Here is a 15,474-nt window from a genome sequence, read left to right on the forward strand (position 1 = left end):
CATGCGTGGCGCTTCCCGCGCCCCTTCTTTTTATAAATATGGTGACGTGGGGCGGCCAACACAAGGGGATGGGCAGTGTCACGATAATCAAGCGCGGATATAGGCCCAGCCCTGTGCCTGCAGCTCGGCGAGCGTGACCACCGCGGCCTCGACTTCCTCGAGGCTGCCGGGGTTCTCCAACGACTGGGCCGTGAGGGTATTGCGGCAAAGCCGCAGCCAGGCATCGGTGGTCGAGTCGGGGGTTTCCAGGGCGGCGGCCACGGCGCCGCCATTGGCCACGATCAGCACCTCGGTGTCGGGTCGTGCCCGGGTCAGGTTGAGTGCATTGCGCCGGGCGCGGGCGAGGCCATCGGCGGTGGGGGCATGCAATACGACACGCAAGGCACTCATGACATCGTCTCCTCGGGGGTGGCGGCAACACCGATATGCTGCTCCAGGCGCTGCATGTGTTCACGAAAGCCACTCTGCTCGCGGCGTCGGGCGAGCGGCAGATCGATGGTGACGATCTCACGCACCGTGGCCGGCGCAGCTTTGTCGGGTTTGGCCAGTACCACGACGCGGTCGGCGAGGAGGACGGCCTCCTCGATGTCATGAGTGACGAAGACGATCGCCGCGTCGCTGCGCTGGCGCAGCTCGGTGAGTTCGCTCTGCAGGCGCTGGCGGGTCAGGGCGTCGAGTGCGGAGAACGGCTCGTCCATGAACAACACCCGAGGCCGTACCGCCAGTGCGCGGGCGATGCCCACGCGCTGTTGCTGACCGCCGGACAGCGTGCGTGGCCAGCGCTCGGCGAGTTCCTCGAGCCCGACCAACGACAGCGATTCCATGGCACGGGCACGGCGCTCGTCGCGCGATAGTCCCAGCCCTTCCAGACCCAGCTCGACATTGGCGCGCACGCGACGCCAGGGAAATAAGCGCGGCGCCTGGAAGACCATCGACCAGGCGCGGCTGGCCGACGCCTCGGCGGTGGAGAGATGGACGTCGCCACGCAGCGGGGCTAGCAAGCCGGCGAAAGCGCGCAGCAGGGTGGACTTGCCGACGCCCGAAGCGCCGACCATGGCCACGAATTCGCGCGGGGCCACCTCGAGATCGATGTCGTCGAGCACGACGTCGTCGGCAAAGCCCAGACGTACGCCGCGTGCCGTCAGGACGGGTGCGGACGCGTCATTCATTGCTGCCACCGTAGAACCCTCCGCTGAATGCGCATGAACAGGAAGTCGAACAGGGCGTAGAGCGCGGCGATGGTCAGCATGTAGACCACCACCACATCGGTGGCGAGCAGGCCCGAGGCTTCCATCATGCGCTGGCCGATGCCGGGAATGCCGAACAGCTCGGCGGCGACCACCGTCATCCAGCCTTGGCCCAGGCCGGCACGCAGTCCCCCGAGGATGCCCGGCGCCGCCGCCGGCAGGCTGATCTTGGCCAGCCGCGCGCTGAAACCGCCCTGGCCGAAGGCCCGGGCGACTTCGTAGTAGCCGTCGTCGATGGCGCGCACCGCGCTGTAGCTGGTGAAGTAATTGATCCAGAACACGCCGATGCTGATGATGAAAGCAGCGGCGGTTTCGGTCACGCCGAACCAGATGATCGCGAAGGGGATCCAGGCCAGCGGCGGAATCGGCCGCAGCAGGCGTGCCAGCCAGCTGTGGGCGGCATCGAACCGGGGCAGCAGCGCCGCGGCCATGCCGACCGCAATCCCCAGCACCGAGCCGATCACCAGGCCAATACTGTAATGGGAGAGGCTGGACAACACGACGTCGAGCCAGATGCCGTCCAGCACTTCCGCCCAGAGTACCCCGGGAATCTGCGAGGGCAACGGCACCAGGTTACTCGGCAGCCAGCCCACGCGCAGGGCCGTCTCCCAGAGCGCCACCAGGGCGGCAAGGCTGACGGCGCTGATCAGGGTGCGTCGATGGCGTGCGGGACGCGTCATGGCGCTGCGTTCTCCGTCGAGGACATCACGGCGTCATAGACCGACGTATCGAAGAGCGCATCCACGTCCACGGGCTTCTTCAGCGTGCCGATGCGACGCTGGAAGTCGGCCATGGTACGCGTGGCGTCGATGATCATGTGCGGGTCGGCCAGATAGTTGGACGACGGCGAGGACAAGGCGGCGGTGACAGTTTCCTCGTCGATGAGCCGCTTGCCGACGAACTCGCGCACGTACGGCGCGGCCTTCGCGGGCTCGTTCTCGAGCATCTCGGTGGCGCGGACGTGCTGCGCGACCAGAGCCTGGATCGCCTCGGGATGCTCCTCGAGCACGGCCTCGCGTACTGCCAGCACCGCGCCGGGCTGGTGAGGCAGCATGTCGTTGCCGCGTGCCACGACTCGAGCGTCGGGATCGCGTTGCTGCACGACACTGAGGATCGGCTCGAGGGTCGAGGCGGCGTCCACCGCGCCAGCCAGCAGCGATTGCTGAACCCTTGAGGCCCCCATGGTGACGATATCCACCGCGTCCGCGTCGACCCCGATCTGCTCTTCCAGCCAGTAGCGCAGCACGGTGTAGGGCACCGAGCCATTGGGGAAGGTGGCGATCTTGGGCTTGCGGCCCTGCGTCTCGGTGAACTGGGCGATGGCGGCCGCCGGATCATTGCCCTCGAAGGCATTGGCGAGCTCGCCGCGGGCGATCAGCCCGATCTGCTCCTGGATGCTGGCGGCGAGCACCTTGATCGGCACACCGTTGGCTCGGGCGACCATGGCCGGCCCAATGCCGAAGTTCATCACGTCGAGCTTGCCGGATGCCAGCGCCTGCACCATGGCCGGACCGCTGGAGAAGCGCGTCAACTCGAGATCCAGCCCCGCCTCGTCGGTCCAGCCGGCGCCCTCCATGACGAACAATTGCGCGACCGGCAGGATGGGCATGTAGCCGACCTCGAGAGTCGTCGTTTCGTCGTTCTGGGCCAGGGCCGTACTCGGCAGCAGGACGGTCAGCGCGAGCGCGCCGATCCAGTGAAACAGTCGTCGCATGGCGAGTCTCCGGGGGATAAGCGATAGGTTCGCCACTATAGCGACTTGCTGGGAATAACGAAAAAGACCCGAACGACGATTTGGTTATAAATATATGCGTGCTATCCGCGTAACGCTCACGGCGCCGGGCCGGCCGCGCCCAGGTAGTGCTTGCGCCAGTAGCGGATATCCAGCGAGGACACGGTCACTTCACGGCCGCTGCCGGGCGCGTGGATCATCCGTCGGTCGCCCAGGTAAATTCCCACGTGGGTGGCGCGATCCCCGGCTCCGAAGAACAGCAGATCCCCTGGTCGCGCCTGCTCGCGATGATCGAGCGTCTGGTACTGCTGATTGGAAGTGCGTGGTACATCGATCCCAGCCGCATGGTATGCAACTTGCACTAGCCCGGAACAATCCACCCCAGTCTCCAGCGAATTGCCGCCCCATTTATAAGGTGTGCCCAGCGCCTGCTTGGCGTTGGAAATGATCAGTGCCCGCTCGATGGAGAGGCCCTCCGCCGTGGTCGGGCCGGGATCGTGCGTCTCGATGCGTTGGCTCGACGAACACCCGGCCAGAACGAGCAAGCATAAAAGCAGCGCCAAAGTCGCTTGTAAGCGCGGCGCAGCCACTGCCGCGGACGATGAATGGGTGACAGGATCACTCTCCATGCGAGCTCCTACAGTCGGAATCCGATGAGCGACAAGAATGCCAGCAGTGTAGCCAAAGATGCTACGGGGGTGAGAGCGCCAGCTCATACTGGCGCCGCTTTGTTAAGGTCGACCGTTGATCGGGCCTGAATATGGGCTTGCAGGCTCAACGCGAGCTGACGCGCCGCCTCCTTGGGGCGTCCCGGGCTGCGGTGCAGAGCGATTTCGGTCATGGGCAGCTCGGGGAGCCCCTCGGCGCTATCGATGATGCTCAGGTCCGAGCCCAGCATGGAGGGTGTGAGCACCGTTATAGCCAAGCCCGCGCGTACCGCGGCCGTAAGGCCGGACAAACTGGCGCTGGTATAGGCGATTCGCCAGGGGATGCCTACGGCGTCGAGTGCCGCCAGGGCGCGTTCCCTGAAGATGCAAACCCCATCCGTAGAGACCGCCAGGGGCAGCGGTGTGCGGCGTTGGGTGTCATGTCCGGGGGCGCCGGCCCACACCGTGGGCTCCTGACACAGCACCTCGCCGCCGGGACTCTTGGGCTGACGCGTGGTGATCGCCAGGTCCAGGCTGCCGGCGCGCACGCTTTGCACTAGATCCACGCTGAGCCCGCAGTCCACCTGCAATTCGACTCCCGGATACTGGGCCTCGAACTCGGATAGCGCCTCGGGCAGATAGACCACGTAGTCGTCGGGTATTCCCAGGCGTACCACGCCATCCAGCCTTTGATCGCTGACATCCTGCCAGGCGAGCGCGTTCTGGCGCAGCATCTGCCGTGCGTGCGAGAGCAGACGTTCTCCCGCCGGCGTAGGGATCGGCGCTTTCCGCCCACGCTGCAACAAAGGCTGCTCGAAGGTTTCTTCCAGACGCTTCATGTGCGCACTGACGGTCGATTGCGCCAGGTGCAGGGCGTCCGCCGCCGCGGTGAATCCGCCCTTGTCCACCACCGTGACAAAGGTGTTGAGCACCACGAGATCCAAGGGTCGAAAGTTGGTCATTCAGCACCATCACGAATCATGATCGAAATATCGAAACTCTTCGTTTCCATGATAATTCATGCGGCCCCAGACTGCTCGCGTCACATACCACCCACGCCGATTCGGTATACACAGGAGCAGGCCATGACCAGCACACGCACCACCGCCGGACTACTGGCAGGCCTTCTGACCGTCACGCTTTGGGCCAGCCTGCCGGTATTGCGCGACCTGATCAATCTGCCGCCGATGTTGACGGCGGCCGTCGCCATGGGGGCGGCTGCGTTGATGGCACAGCTCATGGGATGGCGTGGTGCGCCGGCCGGCGCGGCCGCATGGCGCAGAAGGAAATTCTGGTTGATGGGTGTCGGTGGCCTGACGGGCGCGCTGTATTTCTATTTCTCCGCCCTGAGCAAAGGCGACCCGGCCAAGATCACGCTCGTGACGTACCTCTGGCCGTTGGGATTCATGCTCGTGGCAGACTTGCTGGCCGGGCGTGGTCTTAGGGCGCGTACCTTACTGGGGTCGGCCGTGGCGTTTGCGGGGCTGGTGCCGCTGGTGCTCTCGAACGCTCAGGGCGAACCGACCTCGGCACTGGGCTATATGCAGGGCATGGCCTCCGGCGCCTCCTGGATCATGTTCTCCCTCTATCTCCGGGGGCGCGCCGCCTTGTCCTGGGTGGACTACAAGCACCTGTTCGCCGTTGCCGCCGTCGCCTCCTGGGGGCTGCACCGTGCGTTCGAAACCGCTCCCGAGCACGCGACGGCGATGGACTGGGGCGTGGCGGCGCTCATCGGGATCGGCCCTTATGGGCTGGCGTTCATCACCTGGGGGTACGCCCTGTTGAGAAGCTCCTCCACGTTGCTGGGCGTGCTGACGTATTTCGTGCCCGTCATGTCGTCGGTGCTGCTGATCCTGGTGGGGCGTGCCGCGTTCAGTCTGCCGCTGGTCATCGCCTTCGTGGGCGTGCTGGGCAGCGCCGTGATTACGCAGATGAAGAGACGTCCCCAGGGGGCGGTGAGTTCTTGAGACGACAGCCGCTCCGTTCGGGGCGGCTGTCGCCGAGGATGCCGAGTGGCATGCACAGGTCCGGTCAATGCGCCATCATTTCCCGCGCGATGGCGTCACCGTCTAGATGGGAGGGGTAGTAGGTCGGCCAGTTCGTGACCTCGTCCAGCAGGGCGGCGCGATCGTCGCCCCAGTAAAGGTGGTAGTGGTCGGCATCCGTGGGATAGATGGCGTGGTCGCTGAACTGGATGTAGCGAGGCGCGTCGGCGCTGCCGCCGTCACGCTCGAAGATATAGCGCACGCCGCGATTGCCCGCCTCGTAGGTGAGGATTTCATGGCTGTCGTAGGTGTATTCCCCCGTGCGCTTGCCGTCGTCTCCGTAGAACGAGACCTGATCGCCCTCGATCACGATACGGTCGACGTCCGTGCGATAGCCGGTCGTGTAGTACTGCTTGTAGTCGGCCGCCGTCTTGTCATCGCTTTGTGCGGCCTTGTGCGCGAAGACGTCATTCAGCGTGCCGTCCTGCAGATAGGGATAGACCGACTGCCAGCCGCCCTCCCAGTCCGACAAGGCGCGGTCCTCGACCTGATCATCATCGAAGTAACCGGCGTAGATATCGCTGTCGTGATGATCGTGGGAGTGATCGTGCTCATGCTTATGCCCATGATCGTGGCTGTGATCGTGCTCATGTGCATGGTGGTCGTGGTCATCCTGCTGCGCGACGGCCGGTGGCACGCTCGCCAGCGATAGCAGGCCGAGCGTGAGAGCGGCATGAGTGGATAGGTGGCGCATCGTGATCTCCTTGTGTGAATCAGCGTTAGTACAGTGAAAAGCGTTTAATACGTTATAACATATCTTTTTGTGACGCTAGGCAAAAAGCAATGGCACGGGTGGTCGCGCGCTTCCATCAGGCATCGCTCGCGCACTGCGAGACGGCATCGGCAAGCTTGTGCATCAAGTTCGGGTAAAGATCGTCCCCCAGCGCGAGATTGGTGCCCAGCGGATCGATCACGATGGACGTGTTCACGCCGGTATCGCCAAAGACGCTTTTCACCAGTTCCGGGTTGTATTGGGGCTCGCTGAACACGCAGTCGATGTCATGCGTTTCGACGAGCGTATGGAGCGCTGCGATACGCGACGGGCTGGGCTTGCGCGCATCGCCCAGGGAGATGGCGCCAGCGGCATGGACATCAAAGCGGTGTTCGAAATACTGGTAGGCATCGTGAAAGACGATGAAATGGGCATCGCGGGCGTTGGCGAGCTGCTGTTGCAGCGCTTTGGTCAGGGTGTTCAGCTCGTCTTTGCCAAGGCGGGCGTTTTCCCGGTAAGTGGACGCATGTTCCGGATCGAGATGGGCCAGGGAGTCGGCAATGACGCCCAGCCAGGCCTGTGCATTTTCGGGATCGAGCCAGACATGGGGATTCAACCCGTCATGGGCGTGATCATGCTGATGGTCGTGGTCGTGGTCGTGGTCGTGGTCGTGGTCATGTCCGCCATGACCATGATGATGCGCTTCGAAGGTGGCGCCCTGGCGGTATTCGAGTGTCTGCGTTTCGGGTAAGTCCATCAGTTCGACACTGAGGGCGTCGTCACCCAGGGTGTCCATGGAATGCGCCAGCCACGGGGTCAGGTCCTCGCCGATCCAAAAGACGGCATCGGCGTTCTCGAGCGCTTCGGCTTCCGAGGGGCGCATGGCGTAACGGTGCGGTGAGGCGCCCTGCTGAATCAGCAGGGCCGGAGTGCCCAGATCTCCCATGACACGGTCGACCAGCGAGTAGACCGGCGGTATGTCCACTGCGACGGACGGGACGGCGGCGGAAGCGGCGGCCGGCGACATGAGTAGTGCCGCCAAGTAGGGACTGAAACGAGGCATCTAACGGTTCTCCAAGCATGTGTGAGCGAGTATTGAACACCAATATGTTATGTTATAACATATTTATTCACACAAGGAGCAACCCTTCTCTTTCATCCGTGGAGCCATCCATCAGTGGAGTAACGACGCATGTATCCGGAGTCCTCATGAAACTGCTGTCGATCGACGCGCTGGATGTCGCCTTCGGGGGGCACCTCGTGCTCGAGGACATTCATCTCGACCTCGCCCGGGGCGAAATCGTCACCATCGTCGGCCCCAACGGCTCGGGCAAAACCACCCTGCTGAAAAGCATCATCGGCGCATTGACGCCCCGTCGAGGGCGTATCGAGAAGGCTTCGGGCCTGGTCGTTGGCTACGTGCCCCAGCGCCTGCATCTCGATGCCACCTTGCCGATGACGGTATCGCGCTTGATGCGACTCCCGCGTCGGCACTCGGCACACGACATCGAATCGGCGCTCCGCCGAGCGGGGGTCACGCCACAGGCCGATAGCCAGATCAATGATCTCTCGGGCGGACAGTTTCAGCGTGTGCTGCTGGCGCGTGCACTGCTTTCGTCGCCCGATCTCCTGATCCTCGATGAGGCAACTCAGGGACTCGATCAGCAGGGAATGGCCGACTTTTATCGTCAAATCGAGCGGGTGCGCCAGGAACTGGGGTGTGCCGTGCTGATGGTCAGCCACGAATTGCATGTCGTGATGCGAACCTCGGATCGCGTGATATGCCTGAACCGATCCATCTGCTGTGCGGGAACCCCGGAAGGGGTCGCGGCCTCGCCGGCCTATCGCGCCATGTTCGGTCACGATGACGACGACGGCATGGCGCTCTACCGCCATCACCATACGCCGACCTCCCTGGAGCCTTCCCCGTGATTCTCGACGACTTTCTGGTACGTGCCACCCTGGCCGGTGTGGGCGTCGCCCTGGCGGCCGCACCGCTGGGTTGCCTGGTGGTCTGGCGGCGCATGGCGTTTTTCGGTGATGCGACCGCGCATGCGGCCATCCTGGGCGTCGCGCTTGCCCTGTTGATGTCGATGTCGATTTTCGCCGGTGTCCTGGTGGTCTCGTTGCTCATGGCCACGATCGTGTCGCTGCTGAGCGGTAAGGGGTATGCCATGGATACGCTGCTGGGAGTCATGGCACATTCGTCGCTGGCATTGGGCTTGGTGGCAGTGTCCTTCGTTTCCGGCGTGCGTCTCGATCTGATGGCCTACCTGTTCGGCGATATCCTCGCCGTCGGTAAGGCCGATCTTGCCGTCATCTGGGGAGGCGCGGCGCTGGTCATGGCGTTGATGGGGTGGCGCTGGTCGCGCCTGCTGACCGCGACGCTCAATGCGGATCTGGCCTTTGCCAGCGGCATCGATCCACGCCGCGAACAGCTCATCCTCACCTTGTCGCTGGCCATCGTGGTGGCCGTTGCGTTGAAGGTCGTAGGGGTCTTGCTGATCGCCGCCCTGTTGATCATTCCCGCGGCGACGGCACGCACGTTCAGCCGCACGCCGGAGACCATGGTGGTGGCCGCGGCCCTGGTCGGCATGACGGCTGCCGTCGGCGGGCTGCAGACGGCTTATTGGTTCGATACGCCGACGGGCCCTACCATCGTCAGTCTCGCGGCGGCCTTGTTTGCGCTGGCGGGCGTGATCGCGAATGCCCGGCGCTTGCTGTGGCGGGCCATGGCATCCCGCGCCGGGAGGTGAGACGCCGAGCCCGCCTCCATTGGGCGGGCTCGGGAGAGAGGAACTGCACGCCCCGGCATCAGGGGTACGCGGATGTCCAGTTCCATTCGGCATGCGCGACCGCATCATGCGCATGCAGGCTTTCGGCGTGCACGATGCGTACCTGGAAGCCCTGCACCTCGTCGCGCGCTTGCAGGGCATGCCGTACACGGCGCGCCGCATCCTCGCAGAACATCAAGTTATGACCGTTGGCCAGGGCGAACGCCTGCTCATCGACACGTTTGACGGCCGTCTGCAGGGCCGTGCCCAGGGCGTCCTCGACCGTGTCGATCAGCGCCGTCACGGGCAGAGTCTCGAGGTCGTCGGCCAGGCGCAGTGAGAGGTGCGCCTGGCTGCGCTGGCTATGCGGCGTCGCCAGGATACCCTGCTCGCTTCCCAGCCACGTCCTGACGGCATCGTGGCTGATCGGCATGTCGGTAAAGTCCTCGTCGAACGCTTGCTGGATCGATTGGCGCGCGAGGGCCGCCGAGCAAGGACAGGTCGAGGAGTAACCGATCGTCACCTCGAGAATCGCCTGCATGCCCTGTGCATCTTGGCGGCAGCGCAATGCGCAGGGGTACGCCTTCCAGCCGGCGCGTGGGCTGATCAATGCAGGGCGCTTGATCAGAACGTCACCGCTCAGGTCGAGAAAGGCCGTGCGGGCCAAACCATCATGGCTCGTCAGGAAGCGCTGCAATACCGCGCCCAGGCCTGACAGCGTCACCTCCTCATTTTCCAGGGCCTCCAGTGCCAGATAAAGGCGTGACATGTGAATGCCTCGCGCCGAGGTTGCATCCAGGGAAACACCGGCCGAGGCGCGACCGTTGACGGCACTGTTCGCCAGACGAAACGGTAGCGCGATGTCTTCCATTCCCACCCAGGCCAGCGGGCCTTCCAGGTCGGATGCGCCGTTTGCCACGTCGTGCAATGTCTGTGAATTCATGGGCTCTTGCATGCGTTTCTCAGTCCCAGGCTGGAAAGGGGTCGGGCAGTGTCTGCCAATGTGTTTTGCCGGCGAGCATCTCCTCTTCACTCAACAAGCAGGCGTCGAGTGCCTGGCGCATTTGTGCCTGATTCAGGCGTTGGCCGATGAAGACCAATTCCTGGCGCATGTCGCCGAATGGCTCCTGCCATTTCTCCATGATCGCCTCCCGATACTCGGGGTCGTCGGGCCAATGCGATTCGGGTACGGCTTTCCAAAACAGGCCCGCGAAGCCGTAATGGGCGATGCCACCGGCTTGACTCCATTGCCCGACGTGTTGCGGCCGTGTGGCCAGCCAGAAGAAACCCTTGGAACGTAGTAGCGTGGCGTCGAAGCCATCGCCATGAATTAGCTCGTAGAATTTCTGCGGATGAAAAGGGCGCCGGGCATGATAGGTGAAGCTTGAGATACCGTATTCTTCGGTTTCCGGCACGTGCTCGCCGCGCATTTCCTTCAACCACCCCGGGGCCTGCTGGGCGCGTTCGAAACTGAAACGCCCGGTATCCAGGACCTTATCCAGCGGCACTTGGCCATGCGTCATGGGGATCAACTCAGCCTCCGGGTTGAGTGAGCGCAGCACCGCCGTCAGTTCATTGAGCTGCTCGGTATCGAGCAGGTCCGTCTTGCTGATCAGCAAGACATCGCAGAACTCGACCTGATCGACCAACAGGTCGGCGACATTGCGTTCGTCTTCCTCGCCCAGGCTTTCTCCGGCCTCGGCCAATGATTGAGCCTCATGATATTGGGAAAGGAAATTGGCGCCATCCACCACGGTAACCAGCGTATCCAGCCGAGCGACTTGGGAGAGGCTTTGCCCGCCTTCGTCCGTGAAGGTAAAGGTTTCAGCCACCGGCAGTGGTTCGGAAACGCCCGTGGATTCGATCACCAGATGATCGAAGCGCCCCTCGGCGGCCAGACGCCGCACCTCGACCAGCAGGTCTTCGCGCAGGGTGCAGCAAATGCAGCCATTGCTCATCTCGACCAGGCGCTCCTCGGCCCGGTTGAGCGTCACCGCATTCGTATCCGAGTGCTCCTTGTCAGGCGCCCCCCGGACCAGCGAAGCATCGATGTTGACCTCGCTCATGTCGTTGACGATCACCGCCACGCGACGTCCTTCACGGTTGGCGAGGATGTGATTGAGTAGCGTGGTTTTGCCGGCCCCAAGAAAGCCGGATAGCACGGTGACCGGAAGTGTTGGCTGCGATGACGCCATCCTGTTTTCCCTCATGTTTGGTGATAATGCATTTCCCGCGACGTCTCGATGTACGTGGCAGCATATATAGATATGTTATACCATAACATATCTATGGCCCAAGCATTCCAGCGGCCATGCTTTTGAAGCATGATATCGGTTCAGGAATTTGGCTTATCGATATGGGAGCAGGAAGCGCAATGAAAGGATGGCTGCTGGGAGTATCGCTGACGTTACTGGCGGGAAGTGGCGCGGCGCTGGCGCAGGACAAGGCATCGAACAAGCAGGTTCGCGAGGTGCTCGACCCGATCGTCGAATCCTTGATGGAGGCGCAGAAGATCCCCGGCATGGCGGTCGCTCTCGTCGGGCCAAGGGGCACGACGATTGCCCATTACGGCGTCGCCGACCGCGAAACAGGTACAGCGGTCGACGACGACACCCTGTTCGAGATCGGCTCGCTGAGCAAGACGTTCACCGCGACACTCGCTTCCCAGGCCGCCACTCAGGGCGAGCTCGACCTCGAGGCGCCCGTCAGCCGTTATCTTCCCGAACTCGAGGGCAGTGCCTTCGATGAAATCAGCGGCCTTAACCTCGGCACGCATACCACCGGCGGGCTGCCGCTGTTCGTACCGGATGAAGTCACCGACCGCGCGTCGCTGATGAACTGGTTCCGCCAGTGGCAACCGCCGGAAACGATGGGCGAAGTCCGCACCTACTCCAATCTGGGGATCGGCCTGTTGGGGCTGGAGACGGCGGCGAGTCTGGATAGCGAGTTCGTGCCGGCAATGCGTTCGCATGTGCTGGAACCGCTGGGATTGCAGCATACCTGGTACGAGGTTCCCGACGATCAAATGGCGCATTACGCCATGGGCGAGAACAAGGACGGTCAGCCGATTCGTGTGGCCCCCGGTGTGCTCGACGATGAAGCCTACGGCATCAAGACGACGGTCGGCGATCTGGCCAAACTGGTACGAGCCAACCTGCATCTCGCGGATGTCGACGCCGAGCTCCAGCAGGCCATCGACGCCACCCGCCAGGATTATTATCGGGTTGGCGACATGACGCAGGATCTGATCTGGGAGCAGTATCCGCTCCCCGTCGCGCTCGATACCCTGCGCGCCGGCAATGGTTACGACATGATCCTCGAACCCAACGCGGCCGAGGCAATCGCGCCGCCGCAAGCGCCACGCGATGATGTCTGGATCAACAAGACCGGCTCCACCAACGGCTTCGGCGGCTATGTCGTAATGCTTCCCGGCGAACAGATGGGGCTGGTGATGCTGGCCAACAAGAACTATCCCAACGATGCGCGCGTCGACGCCGCGTACCGCATTCTCTCCGGCCTTGATGTGATCGATGCGCTCTAGTGAGTCGGTGCGCGTCTTAGCTCGGCATCAACAGGCCCCACCACGCCACGCCCAGCAGCAGAAGGGCCAGCCCTCGGTTGAACCATTGCCACTGCCGCCTCGTACGGAACAGCCGGCCAACGCCGCTGCCTATCTGTGGCCCAGCTTGGCGTTGACAATGCCAAACTAGGGAGAATTGTTTACACTAGAGGAAGTAAGAGGAGGAGACCCTATGAGTACCCAGCTAGATCCTATTGTCTCGGAGTTTGCGACCCAGGAGCAGGCCGATAGCTATGATCGCTGGTTCCGGGCCAAGGTGCAGCACAGCCTCGACAATCCCGGTCAGGGAATGCCTCATGACCAAGTCATGGCCAAGGCCGACGGGATTATCGCCGCCGCAGAGCGGCGCCAGGATGGCAAGGCTTTGTGAGCCTACTGATCCACTGGCATGACGATGCCATTGCCGATCTGATTGAACTGATCACCTATATCGCCGAACGCGATCCACAAGCTGCCCAACGGTTGCGCACCCGCCTGGAGGTGGCCATTGCCTCAGTGGCTGAATATCCCTATCTGCATCAGGTTGGCCGCGTGCCTGGCACGCGGGAGATTGTTGCTCATCCGAATTTCATCGTGGTCTACCAAGTAACCGACCGCATTGAGGTTACGTCTGTGGTCCACGCTCGCCAGAACTATCCATGATGGGTTCTTCGTCACTTCGCGTCTCAAAGGTTCGAGCAGCGACGTGATTCAGACTCGCTGCGAGACGCGACGGCGGGCTCAGTCCGGCACTGGCGTTTCGAAGGTCTCGCGCCGGCGCACCGTCAGCGTGGTGCCGATCGAGGCGACGATGATCAGGCCGATGGCCATCCACTGCAGGCCACTCAAAAGCTGGCTCAGGAACAGCAGGCCGGAGAGCGCGCCGATCGCTGGTTCCAGACTCATCAGCGTGCCGAAGGTCTGGGTCGGCAGGCGCGGCAGTGCCACCATTTCGAGCGTGTAGGGCAGGGCGGTGGAAAGCACGGCGACGGCGAGTGCCAGCGGGAGGACCTCCGGCGCGAAAATCGCCGGGCCGACATCGATCAGGCCGACGGGCGCGATTACCACCGCGGCGATGGTAATGCCCAGCGTGGCGCTTTGGGCGCCGTTGACCGAGCCCGCCTTTTGCCCAAACAGGATATACAGTGCCCAGCAGACCCCGGCCCCCAGCGCGCAAGCCGCGCCGTAGGGATCGACCGCGCCGTTGCTGTCATCGCCCAGCAACAGAAGACATGTCAGGCCGAGCACGGCGAATGCCACCCACAGCAGATCCAGCCAACGCCGCGAGGAGAGCATCGCCACCGTCAGCGGCCCGGTGAACTCCAGCGCCACCGCGATCCCCAGCGGAACCGTCTGCAGCGCCTGGTAGAACAGCAGGTTCATGACGCCCAGGGCGACGCCGTAGATCACGGTTGACTTCCAGGCACGGCGACTGAACCGCTGGCGCCAGGGCCGCATCACGACCAGCAGTATCAGCGCGGCGAGGATTAGGCGAATCGAGGTCGTGCCGGTGGCGCCGATGACCGGAAACAAGGTCTTGGCGATGGACGCCCCGGTCTGGATGGAGCACATTGCCACGATCAGCATGGCCACCGGCCAAACCCTGGCCACGAATTCGCGCATGGCGACTGACATGACACCTCCTTTGTTCTGCGGCATGCTGCCCTTCTGACGGCGCCAGTCGCATCCTGCCGACATGGTCGGACGCTGGCATTCGAGAGAACCGCGATTGTACGGATGGGCAATATAGTGCACAAGTCTAGCGAGCGCCCCGATGTCCTGGTGCACGTCGCCGCCAACGTGAGGCGTCTGCGTCAGGGGGCGTCGCTGAGCCAGCAGGCATTGGCCGAGCGGGCCGGCGTGAGCCGGCGGATGCTGGTCAATATCGAAAAGGGCGACGTCAATGTCAGCCTGAGCACGCTGGATCGACTCGCCGAGGCGCTGGGGGTGCTGTTCTACGCCCTGGTTCAGCCGCCGGGCAGCGAGGACTCGGCGCGCATCGACGAAGTCGCCTGGGTGGGGCGATTCCCCGACAGTCACGCCCGGCTGCTGGCGAGCAAGCCGGCGCGACAGGAAGTCGAGCTGTGGTCCTGGGCGATGGAGCCCGGAGACACTTACGAGTCCGTCGCCGATGGTACCGGCTGGCACGAGATGCTGGTGGTGATCGAGGGCACGCTGACCCTGGAACTCGCGGATCGCGAGGTGACGATCGAGGCTGGTGACTTTCACGTCTACCCCAGCGACCAGTTCCACCGTTATCGCAACGAAGGCGCGGGGCGGCTACGTTTCATCCGCAACGTGGTGCATTGACGTCAAGTCTCCATTCAAGCACCGGTCCAAGTGCCAATGGCGATCTGTGTAGCCTCGTGACCGGCTGATGGCCCGCGCACGTGCACGCTTACCCGGCGTCCACCTGCACCGTCACCACGCTGTCATCGAAGGCCAGCCGGCCGGCAATCGCTGCCATGCCCGCCAGTGGCTCGGCGTATTGCCAGGCGACGTCGGGATGCTCGTCAGTGCTGTAGTACGTGGCGTCGCCCTTGAAGGGGCAGTGCGTCACGGTGGTGGAGCGGACGAGTTGCGACATCTGCACGTCGCTTTCGGGAAGGTATTGGCGCGCGGGATACCCTTTCTCGCGCAGCTCGACGGCGCGCGTGCTGTCGGCGAGCAAGGTGTCGCCGTCCCATACCCGCACGCGATGCGTGTGGGGGTGCAGGCTGATGCGGTCTTGCGTAGTGTCTGCTGACATGGAGCCTCC

General features: G+C 63.4%; 19 protein-coding genes. 7 read left to right on the forward strand and 12 right to left on the reverse strand.

The features are described 5' to 3' along the window. Positions 1-87: 87 nt before the first annotated feature. The 6 genes from L1075_RS12040 to L1075_RS12065 all read right to left on the reverse strand — a co-directional run bounded on the left by L1075_RS12040 (position 88) and on the right by L1075_RS12065 (position 4,588). Positions 88-390, reverse strand: coding sequence for a hypothetical protein (locus L1075_RS12040; RefSeq protein WP_246942043.1), 303 nt, complete (start codon positions 388-390; stop codon positions 88-90). Beyond that, positions 387-1,169 carry an ABC transporter ATP-binding protein gene (locus L1075_RS12045; RefSeq protein WP_246942045.1) on the reverse strand — a complete coding sequence of 261 codons (783 nt, stop codon included), beginning with the start codon at positions 1,167-1,169 and terminating at the stop codon, positions 387-389. Before L1075_RS12045 ends, L1075_RS12040 begins: the two co-directional genes overlap by 4 nt. Continuing rightward, complete coding sequence (locus L1075_RS12050) at positions 1,166-1,927, reverse strand: ABC transporter permease (protein WP_246942047.1); 762 nt, start codon at positions 1,925-1,927, stop codon at positions 1,166-1,168. The genes L1075_RS12045 and L1075_RS12050 overlap by 4 nt, the downstream gene beginning before the upstream one ends. Then, complete coding sequence (locus L1075_RS12055; protein ID WP_246942049.1) at positions 1,924-2,961, reverse strand: ABC transporter substrate-binding protein; 1,038 nt, start codon at positions 2,959-2,961, stop codon at positions 1,924-1,926. The genes L1075_RS12050 and L1075_RS12055 overlap by 4 nt, the downstream gene beginning before the upstream one ends. Positions 2,962-3,077: 116 nt before the next feature. Beyond that, positions 3,078-3,608, reverse strand: coding sequence for a C40 family peptidase (locus L1075_RS12060; protein WP_178998373.1), 531 nt, complete (start codon positions 3,606-3,608; stop codon positions 3,078-3,080). A gap of 83 nt (positions 3,609-3,691) precedes the next feature. Then, positions 3,692-4,588 (reverse strand): LysR substrate-binding domain-containing protein, encoded by an 897-nt coding sequence (locus tag L1075_RS12065; RefSeq protein WP_246942050.1) that lies wholly within the window; start codon positions 4,586-4,588, stop codon positions 3,692-3,694. A gap of 123 nt (positions 4,589-4,711) precedes the next feature. Between L1075_RS12065 and L1075_RS12070 the strand changes: the two genes are divergently transcribed. Then, on the forward strand, positions 4,712-5,593 hold the full coding sequence (locus L1075_RS12070; RefSeq protein ID WP_040240676.1) for a DMT family transporter: 882 nt from the start codon (positions 4,712-4,714) through the stop codon (positions 5,591-5,593). A gap of 64 nt (positions 5,594-5,657) precedes the next feature. Here the strand turns inward: L1075_RS12070 and L1075_RS12075 are convergent, their stop codons facing one another. Together L1075_RS12075 and L1075_RS12080 are read right to left on the reverse strand one after the other, a co-directional pair. Next, positions 5,658-6,365, reverse strand: a complete 708-nt coding sequence (locus L1075_RS12075; protein ID WP_246894962.1) for a ZinT family metal-binding protein — start codon at positions 6,363-6,365, stop codon at positions 5,658-5,660. 115 nt (positions 6,366-6,480) lie between these two features. Further along, a complete protein-coding gene (locus L1075_RS12080) occupies positions 6,481-7,446 on the reverse strand; it encodes a zinc ABC transporter substrate-binding protein (RefSeq protein ID WP_246894963.1) in 966 nt (321 codons plus the stop codon). 146 nt (positions 7,447-7,592) lie between these two features. Between L1075_RS12080 and L1075_RS12085 the strand changes: the two genes are divergently transcribed. Both L1075_RS12085 and L1075_RS12090 read left to right on the forward strand, forming a co-directional pair. Further along, on the forward strand, positions 7,593-8,315 hold the full coding sequence (locus L1075_RS12085) for a metal ABC transporter ATP-binding protein (protein WP_246894964.1): 723 nt from the start codon (positions 7,593-7,595) through the stop codon (positions 8,313-8,315). Further along, positions 8,312-9,139 (forward strand): metal ABC transporter permease, encoded by an 828-nt coding sequence (locus tag L1075_RS12090; RefSeq protein ID WP_246894965.1) that lies wholly within the window; start codon positions 8,312-8,314, stop codon positions 9,137-9,139. Before L1075_RS12085 ends, L1075_RS12090 begins: the two co-directional genes overlap by 4 nt. A 58-nt stretch (positions 9,140-9,197) precedes the next feature. Here L1075_RS12090 and folE2 read toward each other — a convergent pair whose 3' ends face one another. Together folE2 and zigA are read right to left on the reverse strand one after the other, a co-directional pair. After that, positions 9,198-10,112 (reverse strand): GTP cyclohydrolase FolE2, encoded by a 915-nt coding sequence (folE2, locus tag L1075_RS12095; protein ID WP_082021252.1) that lies wholly within the window; start codon positions 10,110-10,112, stop codon positions 9,198-9,200. 7 nt (positions 10,113-10,119) lie between these two features. Next, positions 10,120-11,352 (reverse strand): zinc metallochaperone GTPase ZigA, encoded by a 1,233-nt coding sequence (zigA, locus tag L1075_RS12100; protein WP_246894966.1) that lies wholly within the window; start codon positions 11,350-11,352, stop codon positions 10,120-10,122. A 179-nt stretch (positions 11,353-11,531) separates the two neighbouring features. Between zigA and ampC the strand changes: the two genes are divergently transcribed. The 3 genes from ampC (at position 11,532) to L1075_RS12115 (ending at position 13,379) form a co-directional block, all read left to right on the forward strand. Continuing rightward, positions 11,532-12,698 carry a class C beta-lactamase gene (gene ampC / locus L1075_RS12105; protein WP_052444918.1) on the forward strand — a complete coding sequence of 389 codons (1,167 nt, stop codon included), beginning with the start codon at positions 11,532-11,534 and terminating at the stop codon, positions 12,696-12,698. A gap of 211 nt (positions 12,699-12,909) precedes the next feature. Then, positions 12,910-13,107, forward strand: coding sequence for a type II toxin-antitoxin system RelB family antitoxin (gene relB, locus L1075_RS12110; RefSeq protein WP_011505504.1), 198 nt, complete (start codon positions 12,910-12,912; stop codon positions 13,105-13,107). Further along, positions 13,104-13,379: a type II toxin-antitoxin system RelE/ParE family toxin gene (locus L1075_RS12115; protein ID WP_011505505.1), complete on the forward strand. Its 276-nt coding sequence runs from the start codon at positions 13,104-13,106 to the stop codon at positions 13,377-13,379. Before relB ends, L1075_RS12115 begins: the two co-directional genes overlap by 4 nt. A gap of 78 nt (positions 13,380-13,457) precedes the next feature. On the opposite strand, the gene rhtA is transcribed toward L1075_RS12115, so the two are convergent. Further along, positions 13,458-14,351: a threonine/homoserine exporter RhtA gene (gene rhtA, locus L1075_RS12120; RefSeq protein WP_040240688.1), complete on the reverse strand. Its 894-nt coding sequence runs from the start codon at positions 14,349-14,351 to the stop codon at positions 13,458-13,460. A gap of 114 nt (positions 14,352-14,465) precedes the next feature. Here rhtA and L1075_RS12125 point away from each other — a divergent pair, with 114 nt between their 5' ends. Beyond that, the gene (locus L1075_RS12125; protein WP_246894967.1) at positions 14,466-15,026 is read left to right on the forward strand and encodes a helix-turn-helix domain-containing protein; all 561 of its coding nucleotides are present in this window, start codon (positions 14,466-14,468) and stop codon (positions 15,024-15,026) included. 88 nt (positions 15,027-15,114) lie between these two features. Here the strand turns inward: L1075_RS12125 and L1075_RS12130 are convergent, their stop codons facing one another. Beyond that, positions 15,115-15,465, reverse strand: coding sequence for a DUF427 domain-containing protein (locus tag L1075_RS12130; protein WP_246942053.1), 351 nt, complete (start codon positions 15,463-15,465; stop codon positions 15,115-15,117). Positions 15,466-15,474: the final 9 nt, after the last annotated feature.

The sequence above is a fragment of the Chromohalobacter beijerinckii genome (genome assembly GCF_023061185.1).
In the GTDB taxonomy this organism is placed as follows: Bacteria; Pseudomonadota; Gammaproteobacteria; order Pseudomonadales; family Halomonadaceae; genus Chromohalobacter; species Chromohalobacter beijerinckii.

Excerpts from the sequence above, each read along its gene's own strand:
- L1075_RS12040 (WP_246942043.1), bottom strand. The coding sequence starts at position 390 with ATGAGTGCCTTGCGTGTCGTATTGCATGCCCCCACCGCCGATGGCCTC.
- L1075_RS12045 (WP_246942045.1), bottom strand. The coding sequence starts at position 1,169 with ATGAATGACGCGTCCGCACCCGTCCTGACGGCACGCGGCGTACGTCTG.
- L1075_RS12050 (WP_246942047.1), bottom strand. The coding sequence starts at position 1,927 with ATGACGCGTCCCGCACGCCATCGACGCACCCTGATCAGCGCCGTCAGC.
- L1075_RS12055 (WP_246942049.1), bottom strand. The coding sequence starts at position 2,961 with ATGCGACGACTGTTTCACTGGATCGGCGCGCTCGCGCTGACCGTCCTG.
- L1075_RS12060 (WP_178998373.1), bottom strand. The coding sequence starts at position 3,608 with ATGGAGAGTGATCCTGTCACCCATTCATCGTCCGCGGCAGTGGCTGCG.
- L1075_RS12065 (WP_246942050.1), bottom strand. The coding sequence starts at position 4,588 with ATGACCAACTTTCGACCCTTGGATCTCGTGGTGCTCAACACCTTTGTC.
- L1075_RS12070 (WP_040240676.1), top strand. The coding sequence starts at position 4,712 with ATGACCAGCACACGCACCACCGCCGGACTACTGGCAGGCCTTCTGACC.
- L1075_RS12075 (WP_246894962.1), bottom strand. The coding sequence starts at position 6,365 with ATGCGCCACCTATCCACTCATGCCGCTCTCACGCTCGGCCTGCTATCG.
- L1075_RS12080 (WP_246894963.1), bottom strand. The coding sequence starts at position 7,446 with ATGCCTCGTTTCAGTCCCTACTTGGCGGCACTACTCATGTCGCCGGCC.
- L1075_RS12085 (WP_246894964.1), top strand. The coding sequence starts at position 7,593 with ATGAAACTGCTGTCGATCGACGCGCTGGATGTCGCCTTCGGGGGGCAC.
- folE2 (WP_082021252.1), bottom strand. The coding sequence starts at position 10,112 with ATGCAAGAGCCCATGAATTCACAGACATTGCACGACGTGGCAAACGGC.
- zigA (WP_246894966.1), bottom strand. The coding sequence starts at position 11,352 with ATGGCGTCATCGCAGCCAACACTTCCGGTCACCGTGCTATCCGGCTTT.
- ampC (WP_052444918.1), top strand. The coding sequence starts at position 11,532 with ATGAAAGGATGGCTGCTGGGAGTATCGCTGACGTTACTGGCGGGAAGT.
- relB (WP_011505504.1), top strand. The coding sequence starts at position 12,910 with ATGAGTACCCAGCTAGATCCTATTGTCTCGGAGTTTGCGACCCAGGAG.
- rhtA (WP_040240688.1), bottom strand. The coding sequence starts at position 14,351 with ATGTCAGTCGCCATGCGCGAATTCGTGGCCAGGGTTTGGCCGGTGGCC.
- L1075_RS12130 (WP_246942053.1), bottom strand. The coding sequence starts at position 15,465 with ATGTCAGCAGACACTACGCAAGACCGCATCAGCCTGCACCCCCACACG.